The 21,346-nt window shown below is 71.1% G+C and carries 12 protein-coding genes; 4 read left to right on the forward strand and 8 right to left on the reverse strand.

What is annotated here, in order from left to right:
• Positions 1-495: 495 nt before the first annotated feature.
• From ACGFNU_RS44620 to ACGFNU_RS44635, 4 genes are read right to left on the reverse strand one after another with little or no spacing between them, the layout of a single operon-like run.
• Complete coding sequence (locus ACGFNU_RS44620) at positions 496-2,226, reverse strand: SulP family inorganic anion transporter (protein WP_392602752.1); 1,731 nt, start codon at positions 2,224-2,226, stop codon at positions 496-498.
• 9 nt (positions 2,227-2,235) lie between these two features.
• Positions 2,236-5,844: an HAD-IC family P-type ATPase gene (locus ACGFNU_RS44625; RefSeq protein WP_392602753.1), complete on the reverse strand. Its 3,609-nt coding sequence runs from the start codon at positions 5,842-5,844 to the stop codon at positions 2,236-2,238.
• Positions 5,841-6,905, reverse strand: coding sequence for a polyphosphate kinase 2 family protein (locus ACGFNU_RS44630; RefSeq protein ID WP_392602754.1), 1,065 nt, complete (start codon positions 6,903-6,905; stop codon positions 5,841-5,843). Before ACGFNU_RS44630 ends, ACGFNU_RS44625 begins: the two co-directional genes overlap by 4 nt.
• Positions 6,898-8,367: a diacylglycerol/lipid kinase family protein gene (locus ACGFNU_RS44635; RefSeq protein WP_392602755.1), complete on the reverse strand. Its 1,470-nt coding sequence runs from the start codon at positions 8,365-8,367 to the stop codon at positions 6,898-6,900. Before ACGFNU_RS44635 ends, ACGFNU_RS44630 begins: the two co-directional genes overlap by 8 nt.
• Positions 8,368-8,469: 102 nt before the next feature.
• Between ACGFNU_RS44635 and ACGFNU_RS44640 the strand changes: the two genes are divergently transcribed.
• Complete coding sequence (locus ACGFNU_RS44640) at positions 8,470-9,897, forward strand: DUF2252 domain-containing protein (RefSeq protein WP_392602756.1); 1,428 nt, start codon at positions 8,470-8,472, stop codon at positions 9,895-9,897.
• A 16-nt stretch (positions 9,898-9,913) separates the two neighbouring features.
• Here the strand turns inward: ACGFNU_RS44640 and ACGFNU_RS44645 are convergent, their stop codons facing one another.
• Positions 9,914-10,504 (reverse strand): HdeD family acid-resistance protein, encoded by a 591-nt coding sequence (locus ACGFNU_RS44645; RefSeq protein WP_392602757.1) that lies wholly within the window; start codon positions 10,502-10,504, stop codon positions 9,914-9,916.
• A 105-nt stretch (positions 10,505-10,609) separates the two neighbouring features.
• Here ACGFNU_RS44645 and ACGFNU_RS44650 point away from each other — a divergent pair, with 105 nt between their 5' ends.
• Positions 10,610-13,339 carry a hypothetical protein gene (locus tag ACGFNU_RS44650; protein WP_392602758.1) on the forward strand — a complete coding sequence of 910 codons (2,730 nt, stop codon included), beginning with the start codon at positions 10,610-10,612 and terminating at the stop codon, positions 13,337-13,339.
• Here ACGFNU_RS44650 and ACGFNU_RS44655 read toward each other — a convergent pair.
• Positions 13,282-13,863 carry a hypothetical protein gene (locus tag ACGFNU_RS44655; protein WP_392602759.1) on the reverse strand — a complete coding sequence of 194 codons (582 nt, stop codon included), beginning with the start codon at positions 13,861-13,863 and terminating at the stop codon, positions 13,282-13,284. The two genes, ACGFNU_RS44650 and ACGFNU_RS44655, sit on opposite strands and share 58 nt — an antisense overlap.
• 194 nt (positions 13,864-14,057) lie before the next feature.
• On the opposite strand from ACGFNU_RS44655, the gene ACGFNU_RS44660 reads away from it, so the two are divergent.
• Positions 14,058-16,220 carry a LuxR C-terminal-related transcriptional regulator gene (locus tag ACGFNU_RS44660; RefSeq protein ID WP_392602760.1) on the forward strand — a complete coding sequence of 721 codons (2,163 nt, stop codon included), beginning with the start codon at positions 14,058-14,060 and terminating at the stop codon, positions 16,218-16,220.
• Positions 16,221-16,301: 81 nt separating this feature from the next.
• Here ACGFNU_RS44660 and ACGFNU_RS44665 read toward each other — a convergent pair whose 3' ends face one another.
• Complete coding sequence (locus tag ACGFNU_RS44665) at positions 16,302-18,968, reverse strand: LuxR C-terminal-related transcriptional regulator (RefSeq protein ID WP_392602761.1); 2,667 nt, start codon at positions 18,966-18,968, stop codon at positions 16,302-16,304.
• A 246-nt stretch (positions 18,969-19,214) separates the two neighbouring features.
• On the opposite strand from ACGFNU_RS44665, the gene ACGFNU_RS44670 reads away from it, so the two are divergent.
• Positions 19,215-20,726, forward strand: a complete 1,512-nt coding sequence (locus tag ACGFNU_RS44670; protein ID WP_392602762.1) for a hypothetical protein — start codon at positions 19,215-19,217, stop codon at positions 20,724-20,726.
• 9 nt (positions 20,727-20,735) lie between these two features.
• Here ACGFNU_RS44670 and ACGFNU_RS44675 read toward each other — a convergent pair whose 3' ends face one another.
• On the reverse strand, positions 20,736-21,134 hold the full coding sequence (locus ACGFNU_RS44675) for a hypothetical protein (protein WP_392602764.1): 399 nt from the start codon (positions 21,132-21,134) through the stop codon (positions 20,736-20,738).
• Positions 21,135-21,346: the final 212 nt, after the last annotated feature.

The following is a 21,346-nucleotide window of genomic DNA, read 5'->3' on the forward strand; positions in this document are numbered from 1 at the left end:
GTTGCGGTCGCGGGAGTCCAGTCATGCGCGAGGGGGTGAAGGCGGGCTGCTACCTGGGGTGGCACCGAGAATCCGCGCTCCGCGCGGCCAAAGCAGGAACCTCAGCCACCAGACCACCCCCACGCACCCGAGCAAACCCCGGCCCGCTCCCCGCTTTCTTGTCGATGCCGCTTTTGGGTCTACAGCCCCGCCCCATCTGCCAGCCGGGCGGAATGGTGCTTCAGAGGGGTGACCGACCCCGAAAACCACGAAGCGGCAAAGCCGCGGAGCAGAAGAGCAGCAAAATGACCAGCGGCAAGCGGCAAGCGGCAAGCGGCAAGCGGCAAGCGGCAAGCCACTAAATCAGCAATTCACACATACGCGAATCCGCAGCCGGACGTCCACGCCAGCCGAAGGATCAAACAATCGCCGCTAATGCTCACCATAGCGCCCACCACAATGCTCACCATAAAAATCACCAGTGCGCGCCCCTGCCTCACCCACCCACCCACCCGCCTATGTTCCGCTGGCCGAAGTCCATTGGGCTCCGGTTTTCACGCGGAAAGCGGTGACGGCGGCCTCCACCGTCGGGAAGAAGTGCTGCGGGTCGATGGTGCGGGTGAGACCGTAGTGTTCGATCTTGCGGCGTACCGGGTCCTTGAGCTCGGCGAAGATCAGGCTGATGCCCTCAGCGTTCAGAGCCTCGTCGAGGTCTTCGAGGACGTCGGCGGCGGTGGTGTCGACGTCCGTGATCGGCTCGGCGGCGATCACGATCCATTGGGGCGGCTGCTCCGTTTTGGCGAGCCGCAGAAGCTCGTCGCGGAAGGTCTTGGCGTTGGCGAAGAACAGCGGGGCGTCGAAACGGTAGATCACCAGGCCGGGCAGCCGTTCGGCATCCGGGTAGCTGCGGATCGAGTGGAAGCCTTCGAGACCGTCCACCCGGCCGAGCACCGTCTCGTACGGCCACCACGACCGCCGGAAGACATTCAAAATCGACAAGCCAACGGCGATTCCGATTCCCGGCAGCACCCCGAGCAGGGCGACGCCGAGGAACGCGGACACCGACAGCAGGAACTCGGTCTTCCGCTGCCGCCACAGCCGTACCGAACCTGGGATGTCGGCCAGAGACAGCGACGCGGTGATGACCACGGCGGCCAGCGCGGGCTGGGGCAGATCACGGAAGAGACCCGGGACCAGGACGAGCATAAGGATGATCAAACCGGCGCCGATGACCCCAGTGAGCTGGGTCTTCGCGCCCGAACGTTCGGCCACGGCGGTACGCGAGCCGCTCGTGCTGACCGGGAAGCCCTGGAAGAGACCGGCCGCCAGATTGGCCGCGCCTATCCCGGCCATCTCCTGGTTGCCGCGGACCTCCTGGCCGGTACGGGCCGCGAACGCCGACGCGGTGGAGATCGTGTCGGCAAGCGAAACCAGGGCGATACCGAGGGCCCCGGCGAAGAGCAGGGCGAGATCGTCCAGCCGTACGTCGGGGATGGTGAACGGCGGGAAACCCTTCGGAAGCACGCCCACAGTGCCGACCCCATGTTCGCTGAGGTCGAAGAGCTTCGACGCGAGAATCGCCAGCAACACCATGACGAGCACTGCCGGGACCTTCGCCAACCAGCGTTGCAGCCCCAGAATAAGGATGATCCCGGCGATCCCCACCACGGCCGCGGCGGTGACCGCCTTGCCGTCGGCCAGCCCTTCGACGAAACCGGCACACTCGGCGACGAGGCCATCTCCCTCAACCTTGAAGCCGAACAACTTCGGCAGTTGCCCGACGAAGATGGTCAGCGCCAGGCCGTTCATGTAGCCGATCATCGTGGGCCTGGAGATCAGGTCGGCGATGAAGCCGAGCCGGGCCGCCGACGCGAGGATCATGATGGCCGCCACCATGATCGCGAGCATCGACGCCAGCGCGACCGCGCGGCCGGGGTCACCGCCCGCCGCGAGCAGCGGCACGATCGTGGCGGCGATCATGGGGCCCAGCGAGGAGTCCGGGCCAAGGACCAGGATCCGCGACGGTCCGCACACCGCATAGCCGATCAAGCACAGGATCGTCGTGTACAGGCCGGTGATGGGCGGCAGGCCCGCCAGCTCCGCGTACGCCATGCCCTGAGGCACGAGCAGCATCGTCAGGACGACGCCCGCGACCATGTCCTTGGCGAGCCATTCCCGCTGGTACGAGGTGACCGCGCGAAACACCGGCACCCTGGCCAGCGCGCTCACAACGCTGTCGTGGGTCATCCTCCCCGCCTACGCTTCGTCCCGCGCCTGACCAGTAGACCCGTGGCCGCCGTCCTCGCCGCCAAGAGGCCCACCACTAGTGGCCCCACCACCCGCGGACCCACCACCCGCGGACCCGCCACCCGCGGGCGCACCACTCTCGGACCCACCGCTCGCGTACCCACCACCCGTGGACGCACCACTCGTGGACCCACCACTCGTGGCCCCACCACCCGCGGACCCGCCGCTCGCGGACCCGCCGCTCGCGGACCCACCGCCTGTGGGCCCGCCACTCGTGGGGCCGCCACGAGTGGACCCACTACTCGTGGATCCGCCGCTCGCGGACCCACCGCCTGTGGGCCCGCCGCCTGTGGGCCCGCCACTCGTGGGGCCGCCACCAGCGGACCCACTACCCGTGGATTCGCCGCTTGTGGACCCGTCGCTCGTGGACCCGCGCTCCGTGGATCCATCACTCTTGGACCCGCCGCCTGGGGATCCGCCGCTCTTGGACCCGTCTCCAGCGGACCCACGCCCCGTGGACCGACCACCCGTGGACCGACTACCCGTGGACCGACTACCCGTGGCCCCACCACCAGTAGACCGTGTGGCGGTGCCACCATCACTGGATCCACGGCCGGCCAACCCACCACCGCTGGACCCACGGGCAGCGGAACTGCCGCCGATGGACCGTGCGGCGGATCCGCCACCGCTGGACCCAGGGCCGGTGGAACTGCTGGCGGTAGACCCACGGGCGGTGGGCTTGTGGTCTGTGGGCTCATGGTCTGGGGTCTTGCCGCTGGTCGGGCTGTCGGCGGTGAGGGTTCGGGCGGTTAGTTTGCCGGTCTCCCATAGCGCCAGCAATGCCAAAGCCGGTACAAGTGCCCACCCGAACTGGCCCAGATCTAGCTCGGTCGTTCCCAGCAGCCTCTGGAAGCCGTCCATCTGCGTGGCCGCCACGGCGAGCGCGAACTCGCCGAGCATCGTCCAGTTCATGTGCTTGCTGTCGAAGGTGGCGGTGGTCAGGGCCGTCTCGGTCTCGTTGCGGCATTCGACGGCGGCGACGATCAGGCAGAGCGCGAACGCGGTGAACGCGATGGAGTTGCCGATGGCGAGGCTGCCGTACTGCCACTCGCCGACCTTGATCATCAGAAGCAGGCCGATGCTGATGGCCAGCCCGGCCAGGCCCACCGTGACCATCACGCCGGTCGTCATGAGCGGCTCGCCGCGCGGCCGGGGGCGGCGCGCCATGAGGCCGGGGCTCTCGCGGTCGAAGCCGAGCGCGAAGCCGAACGCGGCGTTCACGACGAAGTGCACCCACAACACCTGTGCGGGGGTGAACGGCTCTCCGGCCGCGATGTTGAACAGCGTCGCGCCCAGGAACGTCAGGACGAAGACCACCAGCAGTACCAGGACGAACCGCACGTATTTGGCGAGGTTGTCGTAGATCTTGCGGCCCTGTTCCACCGCGAAGACGATGCTGGCGAAGTCGTCGTCGGACAGGATCATCCGTCCGGCGTTCTTGGCCACCTCGGTGCCGGAGCCCATGGCGATCCCGATGTCGGCGGCCTTGATGGCCGGCGCGTCGTTCACGCCGTCTCCCGTCATGGCCACCACCTCGCCCTTCTTCTTCAGGGTGTCGGCGAGAAGAACCTTGTGTTCGGGGGCGACGCGGCCGACCACACCGATGTCGTCGATCCGGGCCAGCCGTTCGGCTTCGGACAGCGCGGCGAAGTCGGCGCCGAGGATGGCCTCGCCCTTGATGCCGACCTGCTCGGCGATGGCGGCGCCCGTGACGACGTCGTCCCCCGTCACCATCCGGACGCGGATGTGCGCCGCCTGCGCGTCGGCGACCGCGGCGCGGGACGAGTCGCGGGGCGGATCGACCATGCCGACGAGGCTCGTCATCCGCAGGTCGGTGACGTAGCCGAGCAGGTCCCCGGCCGCGTCGAACGTGGCCGGGTCGAGGTCACGGGTGGCCGCGGCCATCACGCGCCGCCCCGCGGCTCCCATGCGTTCGACATGTTCCTGGGCCCGTTCGTCGAGGGCTTTGTCCCACGGAATCTCCGCACCGCCGGAAAGGGCCGTGGCCGCGCGCGACAGCAACGCCGGAGCCGCGCCTTTCACGAAGCATCGCACGACCGGCTCGCCGGCCGCGTCCGTCGCCGAGTTGAACGTGGCCATCAGCTTGTAGGTCGGATCGAACGGCAGGGTCGCCAGCCGGGGCAGCCGTTCGAGGGTCGCGTCGGGGTCGAGGCCGGCCTTGTGGGCGAGCACCAGCAGCGCGCCCTCGGTGGGATCGCCGACGACCTCGCCGTTCACCAGCTTGGCGTCGTTGGCGACGAGGTACGGCAGGACCGCGTCCTCGATGGACGGCGAGCTGCCGGCCGCATGATGGACCTTGCCGTCGAGGCCGTAGCCGATACCGGAGATCGTGTACCGGTCGCCCGGGTCGATCACCTCCACGGCGGTCATCTGGTTCATGGTCAGCGTGCCGGTCTTGTCGGAGTTGATGGCGGACGTGAAGCCGAGCGTCTCGACCGAGGGCAGGTCCTTCACGATCGCGTTGCGCTTGGCCAGGTCGACGCCGCCGAGCGACAGGATGGTCTGCGTCACCGTGGGCAGCGCTTCGGGGATGGCCGCGATGGCCAGCGAGACCGCCGCCACGAACAGCGCGTCCCAGGCCTCCCCGCGGGCCCGGCCCAGGACGAACATCACCACCATCGTCAGGCCGGCCGCACCCGCGATCCACAGGGTGAGCCGGTTGAGCTCCTTGGTCAGCGGCGACTCCTCCCGCTCTGTGGCCGACAGCATCCCGGAGATCTTCCCGAGCTCGGTGCCGGAGCCGGTGCCGGTCACGACCACCGTTCCGCTGCCGTGCGTGACGGGCGTGTTCATGAACGCCATGTTGGTCTGGTCGCCGGGCCCCAGGCGGCCGGCGAGGCCCGAGCGGTCAGCGCCCGAGCGGCCGGCGGACAGCGTCCCGGCGTCCTTGGCGGCGGGCGTGCTCTCGCCTGTCAGCGCGGACTCGTCGATCTGGAGCGCGCTGGCCGCGACGATCCGGCCGTCCGCGGGCACCTCGTCCCCCGCGGCGATCAGGACGACGTCGCCCACGACCACCTCCTCGGCCGGGATCTCCGCCTCCGTCCCGTCGCGGCGCACCCGGGCCGTCGCCTTCATCATCGACTTGAGGGCGTTCATGGCGCTCTCGGCCTTGCCCTCCTGCCGCATCCCGATCACCGCGTTCACCAGGGTGAGGACCACCAGCAGGACGGCGGTGCCCCACTCCTGGATCGCCAGTGACACGACCACGGCCGCGACCAGGATGATCTGCATGTAGCTGCGGTACTGCGCGAGCAGCCGCGTCCACCCCGGCTCGGGCTTCTCCTCCGGCAGCGCGTTCGGGCCGTTCTTCGCCAGCAGTTCGGCTGCCTTCGCGGCCGGAAGACCCGTCGCCGGGTCGACGCCGAACGCCGCGGCCACCACTTCGGGTGAACGCGCGTACCAGTTCGCGGTGCGCGTTCCCGCAGTGCCCGTTCCTGTGCCCGTTTCCGAGACGCCCGTTCCCGAGACGCCCGTTCCCGAGACGCCCGTTCCCGGGGCGCCCGTTTTCGCGGTCCTCTTTTCCCTGCGTGCGGTCATCGGCCGTGCCGCCCGCCGGCCCCCAAGGTCTGCTTTCTTTCCTTTTTCCTCCCCTTCTCCTTCTCCCTCTTCTTCTTCGCCTTCTTGCCCTTGGTCCGGCTCCTGCCACCGTTGTGCGCACCGGCCACCGAGGCCGCGTACGGATCGGCCGCCGCGCCCGCGGGCGCCTCGTCCTCCAGGTCCTGCTTGACCTCCGCCAGCTCACGGTGCGCCTTCTTGCTCACCTCCGGATACCGCGGGTCGATGTCGATGAGCGTGTGGGCGAGCACCGCGGCGGCGCAGATGCGCGCGACCCACTTCCGGTCGGCGGGGATGACGTACCACGGTGCCCAGCGCGTGCTCGTGGCCGACAGCATCTGCGAGAACGCGCGCTGGTAGTCGTCCCAGTACGTCCGCTCGCGCACGTCCGACGCCGAGAACTTCCAGTTGCGCTCCGGCACGTCGATGCGCTTCAGGAAACGGGTCCGCTGCTCTTCCTTCGACAGGTTGAGGAAGAGCTTCACGACGCTGAACCCGTTCTCGGTCAGGTGGCGCTCCCAGTCGTTGATCTCCCGGTACCGCCGTTCCCAGATCCGTTCGCCCATGGCCTCCGGCGGGAGCTCCTGGCGGTCCAGGTGCTCGGGATGGACGCGTACCACCAGCACCTCCTCGTAGTGGGAACGGTTGAAGATGCCGATCTCCCCGCGCCTGGGCAGGTCGCTGACGTAGCGCCACAGGTAGTCGTGGTCGAGCTCGCCGGCCGACGGCACCTTGAAACCGGCCACGTGCACGCCCTGCGGGTTCACACCGCTCATCACGTGCCGGATCGTGCCGTCCTTGCCTCCCGCGTCCAGCGCCTGCAGGCACATCAGCACGCCGTGGGTCCTCTGGGCGGCCAGGCGCCGCTGGTAGTCGGCCAGCAGTTCGATGCCGGTGCGCAGGAGTTCCACGCCGTCCTTCTTCTTCAACAGCCCCGCCTTGTAGCCCGGATCGAAGTCCTGGAGCAGGTCCACCTTCGATCCGGGTGCGACCCGCAGGGGCTTGATGAACGCCGCGATGCGCTCCGCCCTCTCGTCAGCCATGGTCGGACCGTCCCTTCTTCGCGGCCTCGCCGCTCTCCACGGCCTCGCCGCTCTGCGCGACCTGACCGCTCTGCACGACCTCGCCGCTCTCTACGGCCTTGTGGCGGCGGCCATTCCAGGTGAATGCGAGCTGGACGAGCCGATGCCAGTCCAGCCGCGGTTTCGACACCGGCGCCGGACGGCGGTGGCGAGGTACCCGTACGCGCAGAGCACCCGGCTCGATCCGGCAGTCGACCGGGGTCGGCAAGAGCAGCGCCTCACCGTCGACGCCGACCGGGATCTCGGGGACGTCGGCGTCGACGGCGACCTTCGCGGCGGTCAGCGCGAGCAGGCCGGTGCCGTGCCGGCCGCGGAGCAGGCCGGCGGCCTGGGCGGCATTGTCGACAGTGACGCCCAGAACGCCCAGCTCCCCGGTGTCGAGGCGCTCGCGGCGGCCGAGGCCGGCGAGGTCGCCGCCCTGGTACGGGTTGTTGCTCACCAGCACGGCCTGCGGGGCGTCGATGGTGACGCTCCCCACCGTCACCGTCACCGTCACCGTCAGGCGCGGCCCGGTGTGGTGGGTCAGCAGCTCGGGGAGGAGCTCCATCGTGGTCCGCACCTTGTCGGCGCGGTAGTGAGGGCTCTGCACGACGGCCGCGTACGCGCCGAACGAGGCGTTGTTGACGAAGACCCGGCCGCCGACGAATCCGAGGTCGACGTGGAGCTCGACACCGTCGGTGAGCGCGTCCAGGCAGGTCGACGGGTCCTCCCGGTCCAGGCCCAGGTCCATCGCGAAGTGGTTGCGGGTCCCTGCCGAGATGACCATGAACGGGGTGCCGCTTCGCGCCGCCACGCCCGCGACCAGCGCCTGCGTTCCGTCGCCGCCCGCGACGCCGAGCAGGTCGGCGCCGTCGGCCAGTGCGGCACGCGCCAGGTCGGCGACGTCCCGGGGATGGGCGGGGTCGAGCACCACGACGTCCGCGCCCAGCGCGCGGGCCTTCTCCGCCAGCCGGAACTTCCCGACCTTCCCGTCCCCCGACCGCGGATTCATGATCAGGAAGGGCCTGCTCGGCGGCGGGACCGGATGCTCCGCAGGGCCTGCGGGCCGCGCGTCCCACCGGAGGGCGGCCCGTCCGGTCAGTATCGCCAGCGACCACAGGCCGATCGTGAGCAGCACCACCCACAGCAGGTCGAGCACGGCATAACGCGCCAGGACGGCGATCGGCACTGCCACCGCCAGGAGAACGGCCAGCGCCCGGACGATGCCCCGGTGCGCCAGCGCCCACCACAGCGCGGCAGCGGTGACGATCAGCCCCGCGGCCCCGGTGAGCAGCAACGTGATGCTCCTGAGCCCGGCGGACAGCAACATCGTGAGCACCGCCGCCGAGCCGAACGCCACGGCCAGGCGCGCGGCGGCCCCCTGCCTGCGCCACCACGCGACCCCGTCCCGCGTCTCGTCGAACGTGTTCCTGGAAGCCTCCACGGAGTCATCCCACCGGCCGCGCTCCGGCTCGGCATCACCTCGGGCAGGTGATGCCGAGCCACCGGCGGGTCGGCGATCCTCCGGCGAGGAAGGGGGCCGTCCATGACCACGAACAGCACCACCACGCTCACCCCGCTCACCCCGTCCGAACGCGCCGCGTACGGGAAGGAGGCCCGCGCCCAGCGGCCTCGTTCCAGCCACGGCGTGTACGAGGCCGCCGAGAAGCGGGCCGATCCCGTCGACATCATCGAGCGCCAGTCCGCCGCCCGGCTCCCCGAGCTCGTGCCGATCCGTTACGGCCGCATGCTGGAGTCCCCGTTCCGCTTCTACCGGGGCGCGGCCGCGATCATGGCCGCCGATCTCGGGGCCCTCCCCCACACGGGGATCACCGCCCAGCTGTGCGGCGACGCGCACCTGCTGAACTTCCGGCTGCTCGCCTCCCCCGAACGCCATCTGATGTTCGACATCAACGACTTCGACGAGACGCTGCCCGGCCCGTGGGAGTGGGACGTCAAGCGGCTGGCCGCGAGCCTGGTGATCGCCGGTCGCGCCAACGGCTTCCCGCGCAGGCAACGCGCCGCCGTCGTGATGGACTGCGTGCGCGGGTACCGGGAGCGGATGCGCGAGTTCGCGGGCATGCGGACGCTCGACGTCTGGTACGCGCTGGACGATGCCGACCAGCTCGGCGCCGTCCAGTCGAAACGGGTGAGCGGCGACGCCCGCCGCCGGGCCGCCGCGGCGGCGGCCCGGGCCCGCACCCGCACGAGCGCGCAGGCCTTCGTGAAGCTGACCCGCGTGGTGGACGGCGCGCGGCGGATCGCCTCGGATCCTCCGTTGATCACCCCGATACGCGAGCTGCTTCCCGGCGAGGAGGGGAACCGGGTCGAGGAGAACCGGCTCGAAGAAGCCCTGCGCGCGCTCGTCGCGGACTACGGGCGCAGCCTGGCCTCCGAGCGCCGCCACCTGCTGAGCCGCTACCGGGTGGTCGACATGGCGCGCAAGGTCGTCGGTGTCGGCAGCGTGGGCACCCGCTGCTGGATCATCCTCATGCTGGGCAGGGACGACGAGGACGCCCTGCTGTTGCAGGCCAAGGAGGCCTCCGAGTCCGTGCTGGCTCCGTACGCCGGCGCGAGCGAGTACGAGAACCAGGGCGAACGCGTCGTCGCCGGGCAGCGCTTGATGCAGGCGGCCAGCGACATCTTCCTGGGCTGGCAGGCGGTCTCGGGCATCGACGGGCGGCCGCGCGACTTCTACGTGCGCCAGCTCCGCGACTGGAAGGGCATCGCCCAGCCCGAGACGATGTCCCCGGGCCTGATGGCGCTCTTCGGGCATCTGTGCGGCGCTTCGCTGGCACGTGCCCACGCCCGTTCCGGCGACCCGATCGCCATCGCGTCCTACCTCGGCGGCCGCGACATCTTCGACCGCGCGCTCGCCTCGTTCGCCGAGGCCTACGCGGACCAGAACGAACGCGACCATCAGGCCCTCGTCGACGCCGTCCGCGACGGCAGGGTCGAAGCCCGCTCCACCTAGCCCGGACCCGATCCGCCTAGTCGGCGCCGTAGCGCAGCCAGAGGGCCATCCCGCTGATGAGAAGCCCCCAGGTGATGAACCAGATGCCGGTGAGGACGGTCAGCGTCAGAAGGGTCATCCCTGGCCAGGTCAGCACGACGATCCCGGCGATCGCGCTGAGCAGCGACAGGACGATCGCCCAGCCCCGGTGCTCGCTGTGCCGGTCCGTCACCGCGTTGATGAACTCGAGGATGCCGCCCACCAGCCAGAACGTGCCGAGGAGCAGCGCCAGGACCACCACCGTCTGAAGCAGATGGCGCAGGACCAGGACGCCGACCAGGACCGACAGCACGCCGAGGAGCGCGTAGAGCACCCGGGCACCCCCGCTGTCGTCCGCCACGATCGCCTGCACGATCCGGAAGACGCCGAGGATGAGCAGCTGCAGGCCGAAGAGCCACGCCACGACCTTGATCGTGGCCTCTGGCCAGGCCACCACCATGATCCCCAGTCCCAGGGTGAGGAGCCCTGCCGCGAGACTGACACCCCAGGCCGTGCCCAGGAGACGGGTGGTGGCGCTCGGGCCGGTGACCGTTCGGGCGGGGATTCCGCCGGAGGCGTCAGAGACCATGGTTCCTCCCAAGGTGGCCTGGCGCCAGCGTGAGCGTGGTCATGGCCTCTGGCATCACCCGCGGCGGATGAGTCCGCGTGCCGCCGCCAGGGTGACGCTGCCAGCATGGACGCTGAGCGAGAACGACTGCGGCAATCGGCTGCTCCGGACGCGCCATGGCGGCGCTGGGGTCCCTACCTCAGCGAACGGCAGTGGGGGACGGTCCGCGAGGACTACAGCGGCGACGGCGAGGCCTGGACCTACCTTCCCCACGACCATGCGCGCTCGCGGGCCTACCGGTGGGGCGAGGACGGGCTCGGCGGCGTCAGCGACGACAAGCAGCGGCTGTGCCTGTCGCTGGCGCTGTGGAACGAGCGGGACCCGATTCTCAAGGAACGGCCGTTCGGGCTGACCAACGGCGAGGGCAATCACGGCGAGGACGTCAAGGAGTACTACTTCTACCTCGACAACACGCCGACCCACTCCTACATGCGCCATCTCTACAAGTACCCGCAGGCCGCCTACCCGTACGAGGACCTCGTGGTCACCAACCGCGAGCGCGGGCGGGACGGGCTGGAGTACGAGTTGCTGGACACCGGGATCTTCGACGGCGACCGCTATTTCGACGTGTTCACCGAGTACGCCAAGGCCGGGCCGAACGACCTCGCCGTCCTGGTGACCGTCGCCAACCGCGGCCCGGACGAGGCCGTCCTGCGCGTGCTGCCGACGCTGTGGTTCCGCAACACCTGGTCATGGGGTGGCGACGCCTACAAGCCGACCCTGCGCGCGGAGGATCCCGCGACGCAGCCCCCTGCGTCCACCGCATCCACCACATCCGCCGCGTCCACCACCTCCTCCGCGCCTGCCGTGATCCAGGCCGATCACCGAGAGCTCGGCACCTACCGGCTCTACTGCGGGGACGCGCCGGAGCTGCTGTTCACCGAGAACGAGACGAACGTCCAGAGGGTCTTCGGCTCTTCGAACGGCGCACCGTACGTCAAGGACGCGTTCGACCGCTACGTCGTCCAGGGCGACGAGAGCGCGGTCAATCCGGCCCGTACCGGCACCAAGGCGGCAGCGCACTACCGGCTGACCGTTCCCGGCGGCGGCCAGGCGACCCTCAGGCTGCGGCTGACCGACCGGCAGCCCGCCGATCCGCTCGGTGCGAGCTTCGACAAGGTCATGCGTGCGCGGCGCGCGGACGCCGACGCCTTCTACGCCGAGCTCACCCCGGCGGGATCCGGCGAGGACCAGGCCCGGGTGATCCGCCAGGCGCTGTCCGGGCTGCTGTGGAGCAAGCAGTACTACCGGTACGACGTCGAGGAGTGGCTGGGCGAGCACCACCTCGATCCGTGGACGCCGTCGGGGATGCGCAACCACGGCTGGTACGACCTGATGGCCGACGACATCATCGTGATGCCCGACAAGTGGGAGTACCCGTGGTTCGCCGCCTGGGACCTGGCCTTCCACGCGGTCGCGCTCGCCACCGTCGATCTCGACCTGGCCAAGCACCAGATCGAGCTGCTGCTGGGTGACCGCTACCTGCACGCCAACGGGCAGATCCCGGCGTACGAGTGGAACTTCAGCGACGTCAACCCGCCCGTGCACGCGTGGGCGGCGCGCTTCATCCACAGCCTTGAGGAACGCCAGACCGGGCACGGCGACCGCGACTTCCTGGAGCGCGTGTTCCACAAGCTGCTGCTCAACTTCACCTGGTGGGTCAACCGCAAGGACCCCGACGGCCGCAACGTCTTCCAGGGCGGGTTCCTGGGCCTGGACAACATCGGGGTGTTCGACCGCAGTGCCCCGCTGCCCACCGGCGGCACGCTGGACCAGGCCGACGGCACGGCGTGGATGGCGTTCTACGCGCAGGGCATGATGCAGATCGCCGCGGAACTGTCGGACGGCGATCCGGCCTACGAGGATCTGGCGGTCAAGTTCGCCGAGCACTTCCTCTGGATCTCTGCGTCGATGGATCGCGCGGGCGACGTCAAGGACGAGATGTGGGACGACGAGGACGGGTTCTTCTACGACGTCCTCCGGCTTCCCAACGGCGACGCGACCCGGCTGAAGGTGCGCTCGCTGGTCGGGCTGCTGCCGCTCTGCGCGTCGACCGTCTTCACCCCGCGCGCCGAGGGTGAGCGCCGCGACCTGCTCGACCGGATCCGAGCTTTCGCCAGCCGCCACCCCGACCTGGCCAGAAGGCTGTCTGCGGCCGAGACCCCCGGCACCGCCGGCCGCCGGCTGGTGTCGCTGCTGGATGAGGACAAGCTCAGGCGGGTGCTGACGCGACTCCTGGACACCGGGGAGTTCCTCAGCCCGTACGGCATCCGGTCGCTGTCGCGCGTCCACGCGGAGCATCCGTACCGGTTCTGGGCGAACGGGCAGCCGTACGAGGTCGGCTACCTGCCCGCCGAGTCCGACTCCGGGATGTTCGGCGGCAACTCCAACTGGCGCGGGCCGGTGTGGGTGCCGATGAACGCGCTCATCATCCGCGCCCTGCTCAACCTGTACGCCTACTACGGCGACGACTTCACCGTCGAGTGCCCTGCCGGGTCGGGCCGGCGGATGACGCTGTACGAGGTGAGCGAAGAACTCGCCACGCGCCTATCGGCAGCGTTCCTGCGCGGGACCGATGGCCGGCGTCCGGTGTACGGCGGCCAGGACGTCTTCCAGGACGACCCGCACTGGCGCGACCTCATCCTCTTCCACGAGTACTTCCACGGCGACAACGGCGCGGGCATCGGCGCCGCCCACCAGACCGGGTGGACGGCCATGGTCGCGGCCTTCATGGTGCTCTACGGCAACCTCACCGCCGACGACCTCCTCGCCGGCACCGACGACACGTGCGAGTAGACGCACAGGGCCCAGATCACCGCGACGTTCAGCGTGATGATGAGCATCGCCCAGACCGGGTGGTACGGGATGAACATGAAGTTCGCCACCGCGCTCAGCACCGCGACGATGATGCCGATCACGCGCCCCCACAGGTGCCCGGCGAAGGTGCCGTAGCCCGCGACCGCGAGGACCGCGCCGACCAGCAGATGCACCCATCCATAGGCCGTGACGTCGTACTCGAAGATGTAGTTGGGCGTGGTGACGTAGTACTTGTCATTGATGATCGCCGCGAGGCCCTCCAGGGCCTGGAAGACGCCGGCGACGAACATCGTGACGGCCGCGAAGAGCGCCAGGCCCGTCACCCAGGCGTCCCTGGCGCCCGACCCGCCCGCGAGCCTCGCGGAGATCGTGGACTGGGCCGCTTCGCTTGGCCGCGCCTCCTTTTCGGACCCCGCCTCTTTTCCGGGCCGCGGCCATTCCCCGGGCTGCCGTTCCTGCTGTGCTTCGGGCGACCGCGTCTCTCGATGCTGCTGCTCGGACATGCGCCTGCCTCCCATCGGGTGAGGCAACGTTGACCCGGCGTGCGGTACGGCGGCATCACCCGCCGCGGAGGAGCTCGCGCGGGCCCGGACGCCGATGGAACGGCCCCGGAATCCGGCGGGCGCGCCTTGACGATCGGGCGCGCCGCGCAGACGATCGACTCATCAAAGCTCCCGGCTAGAAGGTCGGGCTGGACATGAAACCCATTCGCCTGCGCATCGCGGACACGGGCCTCACGACCAGGCATCGACCCCCGCCGCTTCGCACGGAGTGGAGCGAACGTCCCGCTCTCGTGCGGCTCCTGGCGGGACGGCGCAACGCTCGCCTCGTGCTCGTCTGCGCGCCGCCCGGTTACGGAAAGAGCACACTGGTGGCGCAGTGGCTCGACAGTCAGGAGGAGACCAGGCCGTACGCGTGGATCTCGCTCGATCGGGCCGACGACTCTCCGGAGCGGCTCTGGGCCGCCGTCGAGCAGGGACTCGGCGAGGTCGGCGCCCCCGAGAGCGCGTCACTCGTGCTCGTGCTCGACCGCTTCGACGCCATCCGCCATCCGGCGTGCCTCGACCAGATCGCCGCCTTCATCGCCGAGCCTCCGCCGGGTCTCCAGCTCGTCCTGATCGCCCGCACCGAGCCGGCGCTGCCGCTGAGCCGCTACCGGATCTCGGGCGAGCTGGCCGAGATCCGCACCGATGACCTCACCTTCGGGCCCGCGGAGGCGGGCCGCCTCATCGAGCGGGTGAGCGGCGTCCGCCTGCGCTGCCCGGAGATGGAGAAGCTGCTGGCCTGCACCGAGGGCTGGCCCGCCGGCATCCATCTGGCCGCGCTGTCGCTGCGCGACGCGGCCGATCCCGTCGCGTTCGTCGCGACGTTCAGCGGGACCAACAGGCACGTCATCGACTACCTCGCCGAGGAGGTCCTCGCGGCGCTGCCCCTCGACGTGCGCGGGTTCCTCACCAGGACGTCGGTGCTCGGCCGGTTCTGCGGGCCGCTGTGCGACGCCGTCATGGGCAGCGGGGGCTCCGCCTTCTTCATCGAACGCGCCGAACGCGCCGGCCTCTTCGTGGTGCCGCTGGACGACAACCGGACGTGGTATCGCTACCGGCACGTCTTCCGGGACTTCCTCCTCGACCAGCTGAACGGGACCGAACCGGGGCTCGTCCCGCGGCTGCATCGCCGGGCGAGCGACTGGTACGACCGGCACGGGATGCCCGAGGAGGCGATCGACCACGCCCTGGCCGCGGCCGACGAGGACCGGGCGCTCGACCTCATCGCCCGCGGCTTCGCCGGTCTCGCGGCGGCGGGCCGGCCGGCCCGCGTCCAGGGCTGGCTCGACGCGATCGGCGACGACCGGATCGGGCGGGCGCCGGTGGCGGCCCTCTGCGCCGCCCGCGTCGCCGCGATGAACGGCGACCGGCACGGCACCCGCCGCTGGCTCGACGTGGCCGAGAAGCTCGGCCACAACGGTCCCCTTCCCGACGGCACCCGGTCGCTTCGGTCGGCCGTCGCCCTGGTCCGCAGCGACTTCGGCTTCGACGGCGTGCCGGGCATGGTGGACGCGGCGGAGACGGCGGTGGCGATCGAGGACGACCCCTCCTCGCCATGGTTCGCTCACGCGCGGCTGAACCTCGGATACGGCCGCTACCTGAGCGGGGAGCCGGAGCGCGCGATCCTCCCGCTGGAGGAGGCCGCGCAGAGCCGGGACGCCGCACCGCTGGTGCACATCCTCTGCTTGGCCGTCCTTTCGCTCGCCGAGAGCGACCTGGGCCGGATCGCGCACGCCGAGGTGCTCGCGCAGGTGGCGCGGACGAACGTGGAGGAGCTCGGGCTGCGGAAGGCTCCGGCCTTCTCCCTGGTCTTCACCGCCCTCGGCGTGGTCGCCCTCCGGACCGGGAACCTCGATCAGGGCCGCGCCGACCTGGAGCACTCCCTCCGGATCCGCTGGCGAACGGTCGGCCTGTCGCCCTGGCCGACGGTCAACAGCCTGCTGGCCCTCGCGGAGCTGGAACTGGACACCGGCGACCATCGCGAGGCGAGCGTGCTGACGGACCAGGCTCGCGAGGTCCTCGCCACCCTCTCCGATCCCCGGGACCCCTTGCGCGTCCGGCTCGGTGACCTGGAGAGGCGCATCGCGGCCGCGGCCCGGACGGACCGGATCCCCTATCCGGAGCCGCTGACCGAGCGTGAGGAGACCGTGCTGCGGCTGCTCGCGGGCGACCAGTCGCTCCGCGACATCGGCGATCGGCTCTTCCTGTCGGTCAACACGATCAAGACCCATACCCGCGCCATCTACCGCAAGCTCGGCGCCTCGTCGCGGACCGAGGCGATCCAGCGGGCACGGGATCTGAAGATCATCAGGTAGCCGGACGCCGCAGGCGCGCCTCGACGCCGCAAGCGCGCGGCAGAGATCGGGAGCGCGCGGCAGAGGCCGGGAGCGCGCGTGTCAGAGAAGCGACATCTGCCGGGCACGCCTGACCGCGTCTCCGCGCCGCGTCACGGCGAGCTTGCGGTAGATGCTCTTCAGGTGCGTCTTGACCGTGTTGACCGAGACGTACATCTCCAGCGCGATCTCCTCGGTGGTCAGCATGCCGGCGAGATGGCCGAGCACCTCCAGCTCCCGTGCGCTGAGGTGGCCGACGATCGCGGCCTCGCCGTCGCCCCGCTCGGTCTCGGGCGTCTCGCCGCCGAGCCCCACCGGCTCCAGGATCCGCCGGTGGGCGCGCCTGAGCTCGCCGTCCCGCCGCAGGACGGGCCGCATCCAACCGGCCGCGAGGGCGAACGGCAACAGGATCCCTTCCCGTTCCCCGAGGCGGAGCGCCCGATCGAGCGACCGGCGCCCGCGTGAGACGTCCCCGCCGGTGTACGAGAGGCGGGCGTCCAGGAGCCAGGCCGTCACCCGGATGTCCGGCGGGACCACCACCGACTCGGCGAGCAGGGGGTGCAGCGTCCCGGCCGCGGTCATGGCGTCGCCGAGGCCGAACTGCGCCTGCGCCGTCACGACCACTGCGGCCGCCGTGTCATCCGCTCCGGCGCGGCCGGCGGCCTCGCGGGCCGCCGCGTTCTCCCCCTTCACGAGCAGGACTTCGGCCTCCGCGAGCAGGAGCCTGCGGGCCACCCAGGCCGGTGGCGCCAACTGGTGCGCCGCGACCAGCCGTTCCAGGGCCCGGTCGGCCCGGCCCTCGGCCAGTTCCACGCGAGCGCTCACGAGACCGTGGAGAGCGGTGAGACACGGGTCGGCGGGGTGCTGGGCGCCTTCCCACGCGTCCCGGATCGCCAGCTCCGCCCGGTCGAGCTCCTTCCTCGTCACCGACAGCTCGTACCCCTCCAGGCAGGTCCAGGCGCGCGCCAGATGCGCCGGTGCGGCGAGCCGGCCGGCGGTCGGGCCCGCGGCGTCGGGCAGGCGGGCGGCCTTGCCGGCGAGGTCGGCGGCCCGCCTGAAGCGGCCGGAGAGCGCCTCGACGAGGGTCAGGTATCCCAGCCCGGTGCGGCGCTCGAAGTCGGCGCCCGTGCCCGCCGTCGTCTGGACGGCGGCCCGGAAGGACGTCGCGGCCTCGGCCAGCCTGCCGGCCCGGAAGTCCAGCGTCCCGCGCGTGCCGTTCACGAGCGCGCGCAACTCGGGCCGCCGGGCCGTCAGCTCCGCCGGGAATCCGGCGAGCGCCGCGTCCGCGTCCGCCAGCAGGGTCCGGAGCGAGCCGTCGGCGTCCGGCCTGGCGCGGACGACGCGAAGGAGCGTCGCGGTCAGCCGGGCCGCCGCATGGGAGTGCCCGTCGTCCGGCAGCGCGGCGAGGAGTTCCTCGGCCCGGCCCAGCGCCCGCGCGCACGCCCGGTCGTCGCCCCGGCCGAACGCCTCGGCCGCCGCGACCAGCGCCGGCTCCGGCGCGGCGGCCGCGGCCGCCATCGCCGCCGGCACGCCGCGAAAGGCCTCCGTCAGCGAACCGTCACCGGCGAGCCCGAGCAGCTCCCCCACCGCCAGCCGGTCGACCACCAGCCCGCAGGCGTACTGCCAGTCGCCCGCGCGCGCCGCGTGCCGCACCGCCTCGGCCAGCAGGCCCGCGGCACCGAACCAGCGGGCGGCCCGCGCGTTCAGCCCGGCGACCTCGCCCGGCATCTCGTGCCTGAGGACGACGCGCAGAGCCTCGGCGAACATCCGCTGGTAGCGGTACCAGCCGCCGCCCAGCGGCTGGACGAAGGCGTTCTGCCGCACCAGCTCGGGGAACAGGCGGCCGGCCTGCGCTCCCGCGAGCTCCACGGCCAGTTCGGCGGTGATCCGGTCAGGGACGCTGGTGCGCAGCAGGACGCGGCGGACCGGATCCGGCCGCGCGTCCAGGATCTGCTCGACGAGATAGCCGACGACGGCCTGGTCGTCGCCCGCGAAGTGCTCGACGAACGACTCCGGGTTCGGATGCGTCTCCATCGACATGGCGGCCATGCGCAGGCCCGCCGCCCACCCCTCGGTGCGGCGGTGCAGGGCCTCCAGCGCCGGCGCGGGCAGCTCCACCCGGTGCTGGGCCAGCAACTCCCTGGTCTCGCGATGCCCGAACGCCAGCGTGTCACGGCGGATCTCGGTGAGCTCCTGGGCGAGCCGGTAACGGTGCAGGGCCAGCGGCGGATCGTGCCGCCCGACGAGGACGAGCCGGAGCGTGGGCCGCGCCTGCTCGACGAGGGCGGCCAGGCCATGGACCACGACGGGGCTGAGCGGCGCCTGGAAGTCGTCCAGGACGAGGATCGCCCCGTCCGGCCGTCCGGTCAGCGCCGCCGCCAGGTCGGCGATGAACAGCTCGTCGGCGCCCCCGGGCCGGTCCGCCACCGGGACGATCGCGGGATCGACCAGCCCGGCGCGCACCAGCGCACGGAGCACCCGCGACCAGAACGGCCCGGGTTCCATCCCGCCGTCACAGGTCGCCCAGGCCAGGCCGCCGAGCGGTTCCCTGGTGCGCGCCCAGGCCGCGACGAGGGCCGTCTTGCCCGCGCCCGGCGGTCCGGTGACCACGGTCAGGGGCCCTCGGACGCCCTTCTCCAGCCGGGCGGCCGGCCTCGGCCGCTCGATGATCCACTCTGGTCTCGGGGGAACGGCGGTGGCGTTCTCCGGCGTCCCGGCGGTCGTCGACATGGCCTCCCCCTTCGGCGGGATGGGAGGGCATACGGCAAGTGACAGCACCGTCAGAGTCGATGGCACCGGGGTGAACCGGCATCACCCGCGCGGTTCTATCACCCGGGTGGAATTCGGCCCGTACCCCGCGTCTCACTCCGCGTGTTCCTCACCCGAGAGGTGTGAGGCCGCGTGCCCGCCGCGGACCGACCATCGCCCCCTGGACGGCCCGGACCGGGTCAACGCTACGCGTGCGAGGTGCTGTCGATGAGCGGGGAACCGAGAAGCGGCGACGTGAACGCGCCCACGTCCGCGCAGAGCCCACCGGCCGCGCCGAACCCGCCAGACGCCCCAAGACCGCCGGACGCACCGAACCCGCCGAGCTTGCCGGACGGGCCGGACGCGCCAAGCACGCCGGACGCGCCGGACGCGCCGAGGCCGTCGGCGGCACCTGAGCGGGCGGAGCTGGACCGGCTCCGTGCGGAGGTCACGAGCCTGCGCGAACGGCTCGACACCCGGGAGCAGCGCCGCAGCCGATGGCTCGCCGTCCGGAGCGTCCTCGCGGCCGTCCTCGTCGCGCTCGCCGGGTTCGGCGTCGTCTGCTCGGCGATCGGCGTCTGGGGCGCGCGGACGACGCTCAAGACCGACCACTGGGTCGCGACAGTGGAAACGCTGCCGCAGGAGCCCGCCGTGGCGGCGGCCGTGTCGGAGTACCTCACCACCGAGGTCTTCAACGCGCTCAACGTGCAGCAGCGGCTGGCCCAGTCACTGCCGCCGAAAGCGGCCTTCCTCTCGGCTCCGGTGACCACGGCCGTGCGCGACTACATGCGCACCATGATCCAGAAGTTCATGCAGACCTCGCAGTTCCAGGCGCAGTGGGAGGCCGCCAACCGGTTCGCGCACGCCCAGATCATGGCGATCCTGGAGAACCGCAGCGGCACGGTCTCGGTCGCAGGCAGCACGGTGACGCTGAATCTGCTTCCCATCGTGAACGATCTGCTCCTCACACTTGAGCAGCAGCTTCCGACGATGTTCGGCAAGAAGCTGGACCTCCCGGCGCTCACGTCAGGCCAGGTCCCGCCGGGCCTGGAGCAGCGCATCGAGACGGCCCTGGGCGTGAATCTGCCGGCCGACTTCGCCCAGATCAAGCTCTACAACCGGGACCGGCTCGGCCAGCTCCAGGAGGCCGTGGTGACGTTCAAGCGCTCGGTCGGGCTGCTGGTCGCCGGCACGATCCTGGCCCTCGGCCTGGCGATCTGGATCTCACCGAACCGGCGCCGGACGATCCTGCAGTTCGGCCTGTGGCTCACGATCGCGGTGCTCGTCCTGACGAACGTCCTGCGCGCCGTGCGAGACCAGTTGCTCGGGCTCGTGCCCGCGGGCGTCTACCGCGAGGGGGCGTCCGTCGCGATCTACGAGACGCTCACCGATCTGCGGGCGTGGGGCGACTGGATCCTCTGGACGGGCATCGTCGTGGCGGTCGTGGCCTACCTCGTCGGACCCGGGCGGCTGCCGGTCTTGCTGCGCGGGCAGACCGTGCGCGGAGCCCGGTCGGCCGCGGCGACGACGCGGACGGTCGCGACGAGCACCGTCCTCCGCGCGTGGATCACCCGCCACATGGACGCCCTCCGCGTCGGCGGGATCGTCGTGGCGGCCGCGGTCGCGCTGCTGGTGTCCTCCTGGACGGGGCTGATCGTGATCGCGGTCCTGCTCGCCGGCTACGAGCTGCTGGTGACGCTGACCGCCCATCGCTCCCATCCGGCGGAGGCCGCTCGGTAGGGGCGGTACTCAGTCCTCGCGATAGGGACGCATGTAGACCGTCAGGGCCCAGACGCACACGACGTCCATCATGATGATCATGATGGCCCAGGCGGGGTACGCCGGGAGGCTGAGGAAGTTCGCGACCGCGCTCGCCCCCAGCGCGCCGATCGCGACCACGCGGGCCCAGGTCATGCCCGCGAAGACCGCCCACCCGGCGGCGAACAGCAGCACGCCCACGAGCAGGTGCACCCAGCCCCACGCGGTGGCGTCCCATTCGAAGACGTAGTTGCGGGTGGCGGCGTAGAACTTGTCGTTAAAGATCGCCGTGCCGCCGGCGATCGACTGGAAGAGCCCGATGATGATGAGCATGAGCCCGGCGAACATCGCGAGCCCGAAGGCCCACTCCTGCTTCGTGGCGCTGTCCATGGCGGCAGTGTCGGGCCGAGGCGGGCCCGCCGGTATCACCCGCCGCGGATGAGCCCGGCGAGCTCGATCGACGAGTCCGCCGGACGAGATCGACGAGCCCGATGGACGAGCCCGCTGAATCGATCGCGGGATCACCCGTGATGAGTGACTCGGACTCGCGACTTCCCGAAGATGCTTGAGGTTTCCTCGCGCCGACGGCGCCTCGCGCCAAG

The sequence above is a fragment of the Spirillospora sp. NPDC048911 genome (assembly GCF_043198015.1).
Lineage (GTDB): Bacteria > Actinomycetota > Actinomycetes > Streptosporangiales > Streptosporangiaceae > Spirillospora.

Excerpts from the sequence above, each read along its gene's own strand:
- ACGFNU_RS44655 (WP_392602759.1), bottom strand. The coding sequence starts at position 13,863 with ATGTCCGAGCAGCAGCATCGAGAGACGCGGTCGCCCGAAGCACAGCAG.
- ACGFNU_RS44650 (WP_392602758.1), top strand. The coding sequence starts at position 10,610 with ATGGACGCTGAGCGAGAACGACTGCGGCAATCGGCTGCTCCGGACGCG.
- ACGFNU_RS44620 (WP_392602752.1), bottom strand. The coding sequence starts at position 2,226 with ATGACCCACGACAGCGTTGTGAGCGCGCTGGCCAGGGTGCCGGTGTTT.
- ACGFNU_RS44630 (WP_392602754.1), bottom strand. The coding sequence starts at position 6,905 with ATGGCTGACGAGAGGGCGGAGCGCATCGCGGCGTTCATCAAGCCCCTG.
- ACGFNU_RS44625 (WP_392602753.1), bottom strand. The coding sequence starts at position 5,844 with ATGACCGCACGCAGGGAAAAGAGGACCGCGAAAACGGGCGCCCCGGGA.
- ACGFNU_RS44670 (WP_392602762.1), top strand. The coding sequence starts at position 19,215 with ATGAGCGGGGAACCGAGAAGCGGCGACGTGAACGCGCCCACGTCCGCG.
- ACGFNU_RS44640 (WP_392602756.1), top strand. The coding sequence starts at position 8,470 with ATGACCACGAACAGCACCACCACGCTCACCCCGCTCACCCCGTCCGAA.
- ACGFNU_RS44665 (WP_392602761.1), bottom strand. The coding sequence starts at position 18,968 with ATGTCGACGACCGCCGGGACGCCGGAGAACGCCACCGCCGTTCCCCCG.
- ACGFNU_RS44675 (WP_392602764.1), bottom strand. The coding sequence starts at position 21,134 with ATGGACAGCGCCACGAAGCAGGAGTGGGCCTTCGGGCTCGCGATGTTC.
- ACGFNU_RS44645 (WP_392602757.1), bottom strand. The coding sequence starts at position 10,504 with ATGGTCTCTGACGCCTCCGGCGGAATCCCCGCCCGAACGGTCACCGGC.
- ACGFNU_RS44660 (WP_392602760.1), top strand. The coding sequence starts at position 14,058 with ATGAAACCCATTCGCCTGCGCATCGCGGACACGGGCCTCACGACCAGG.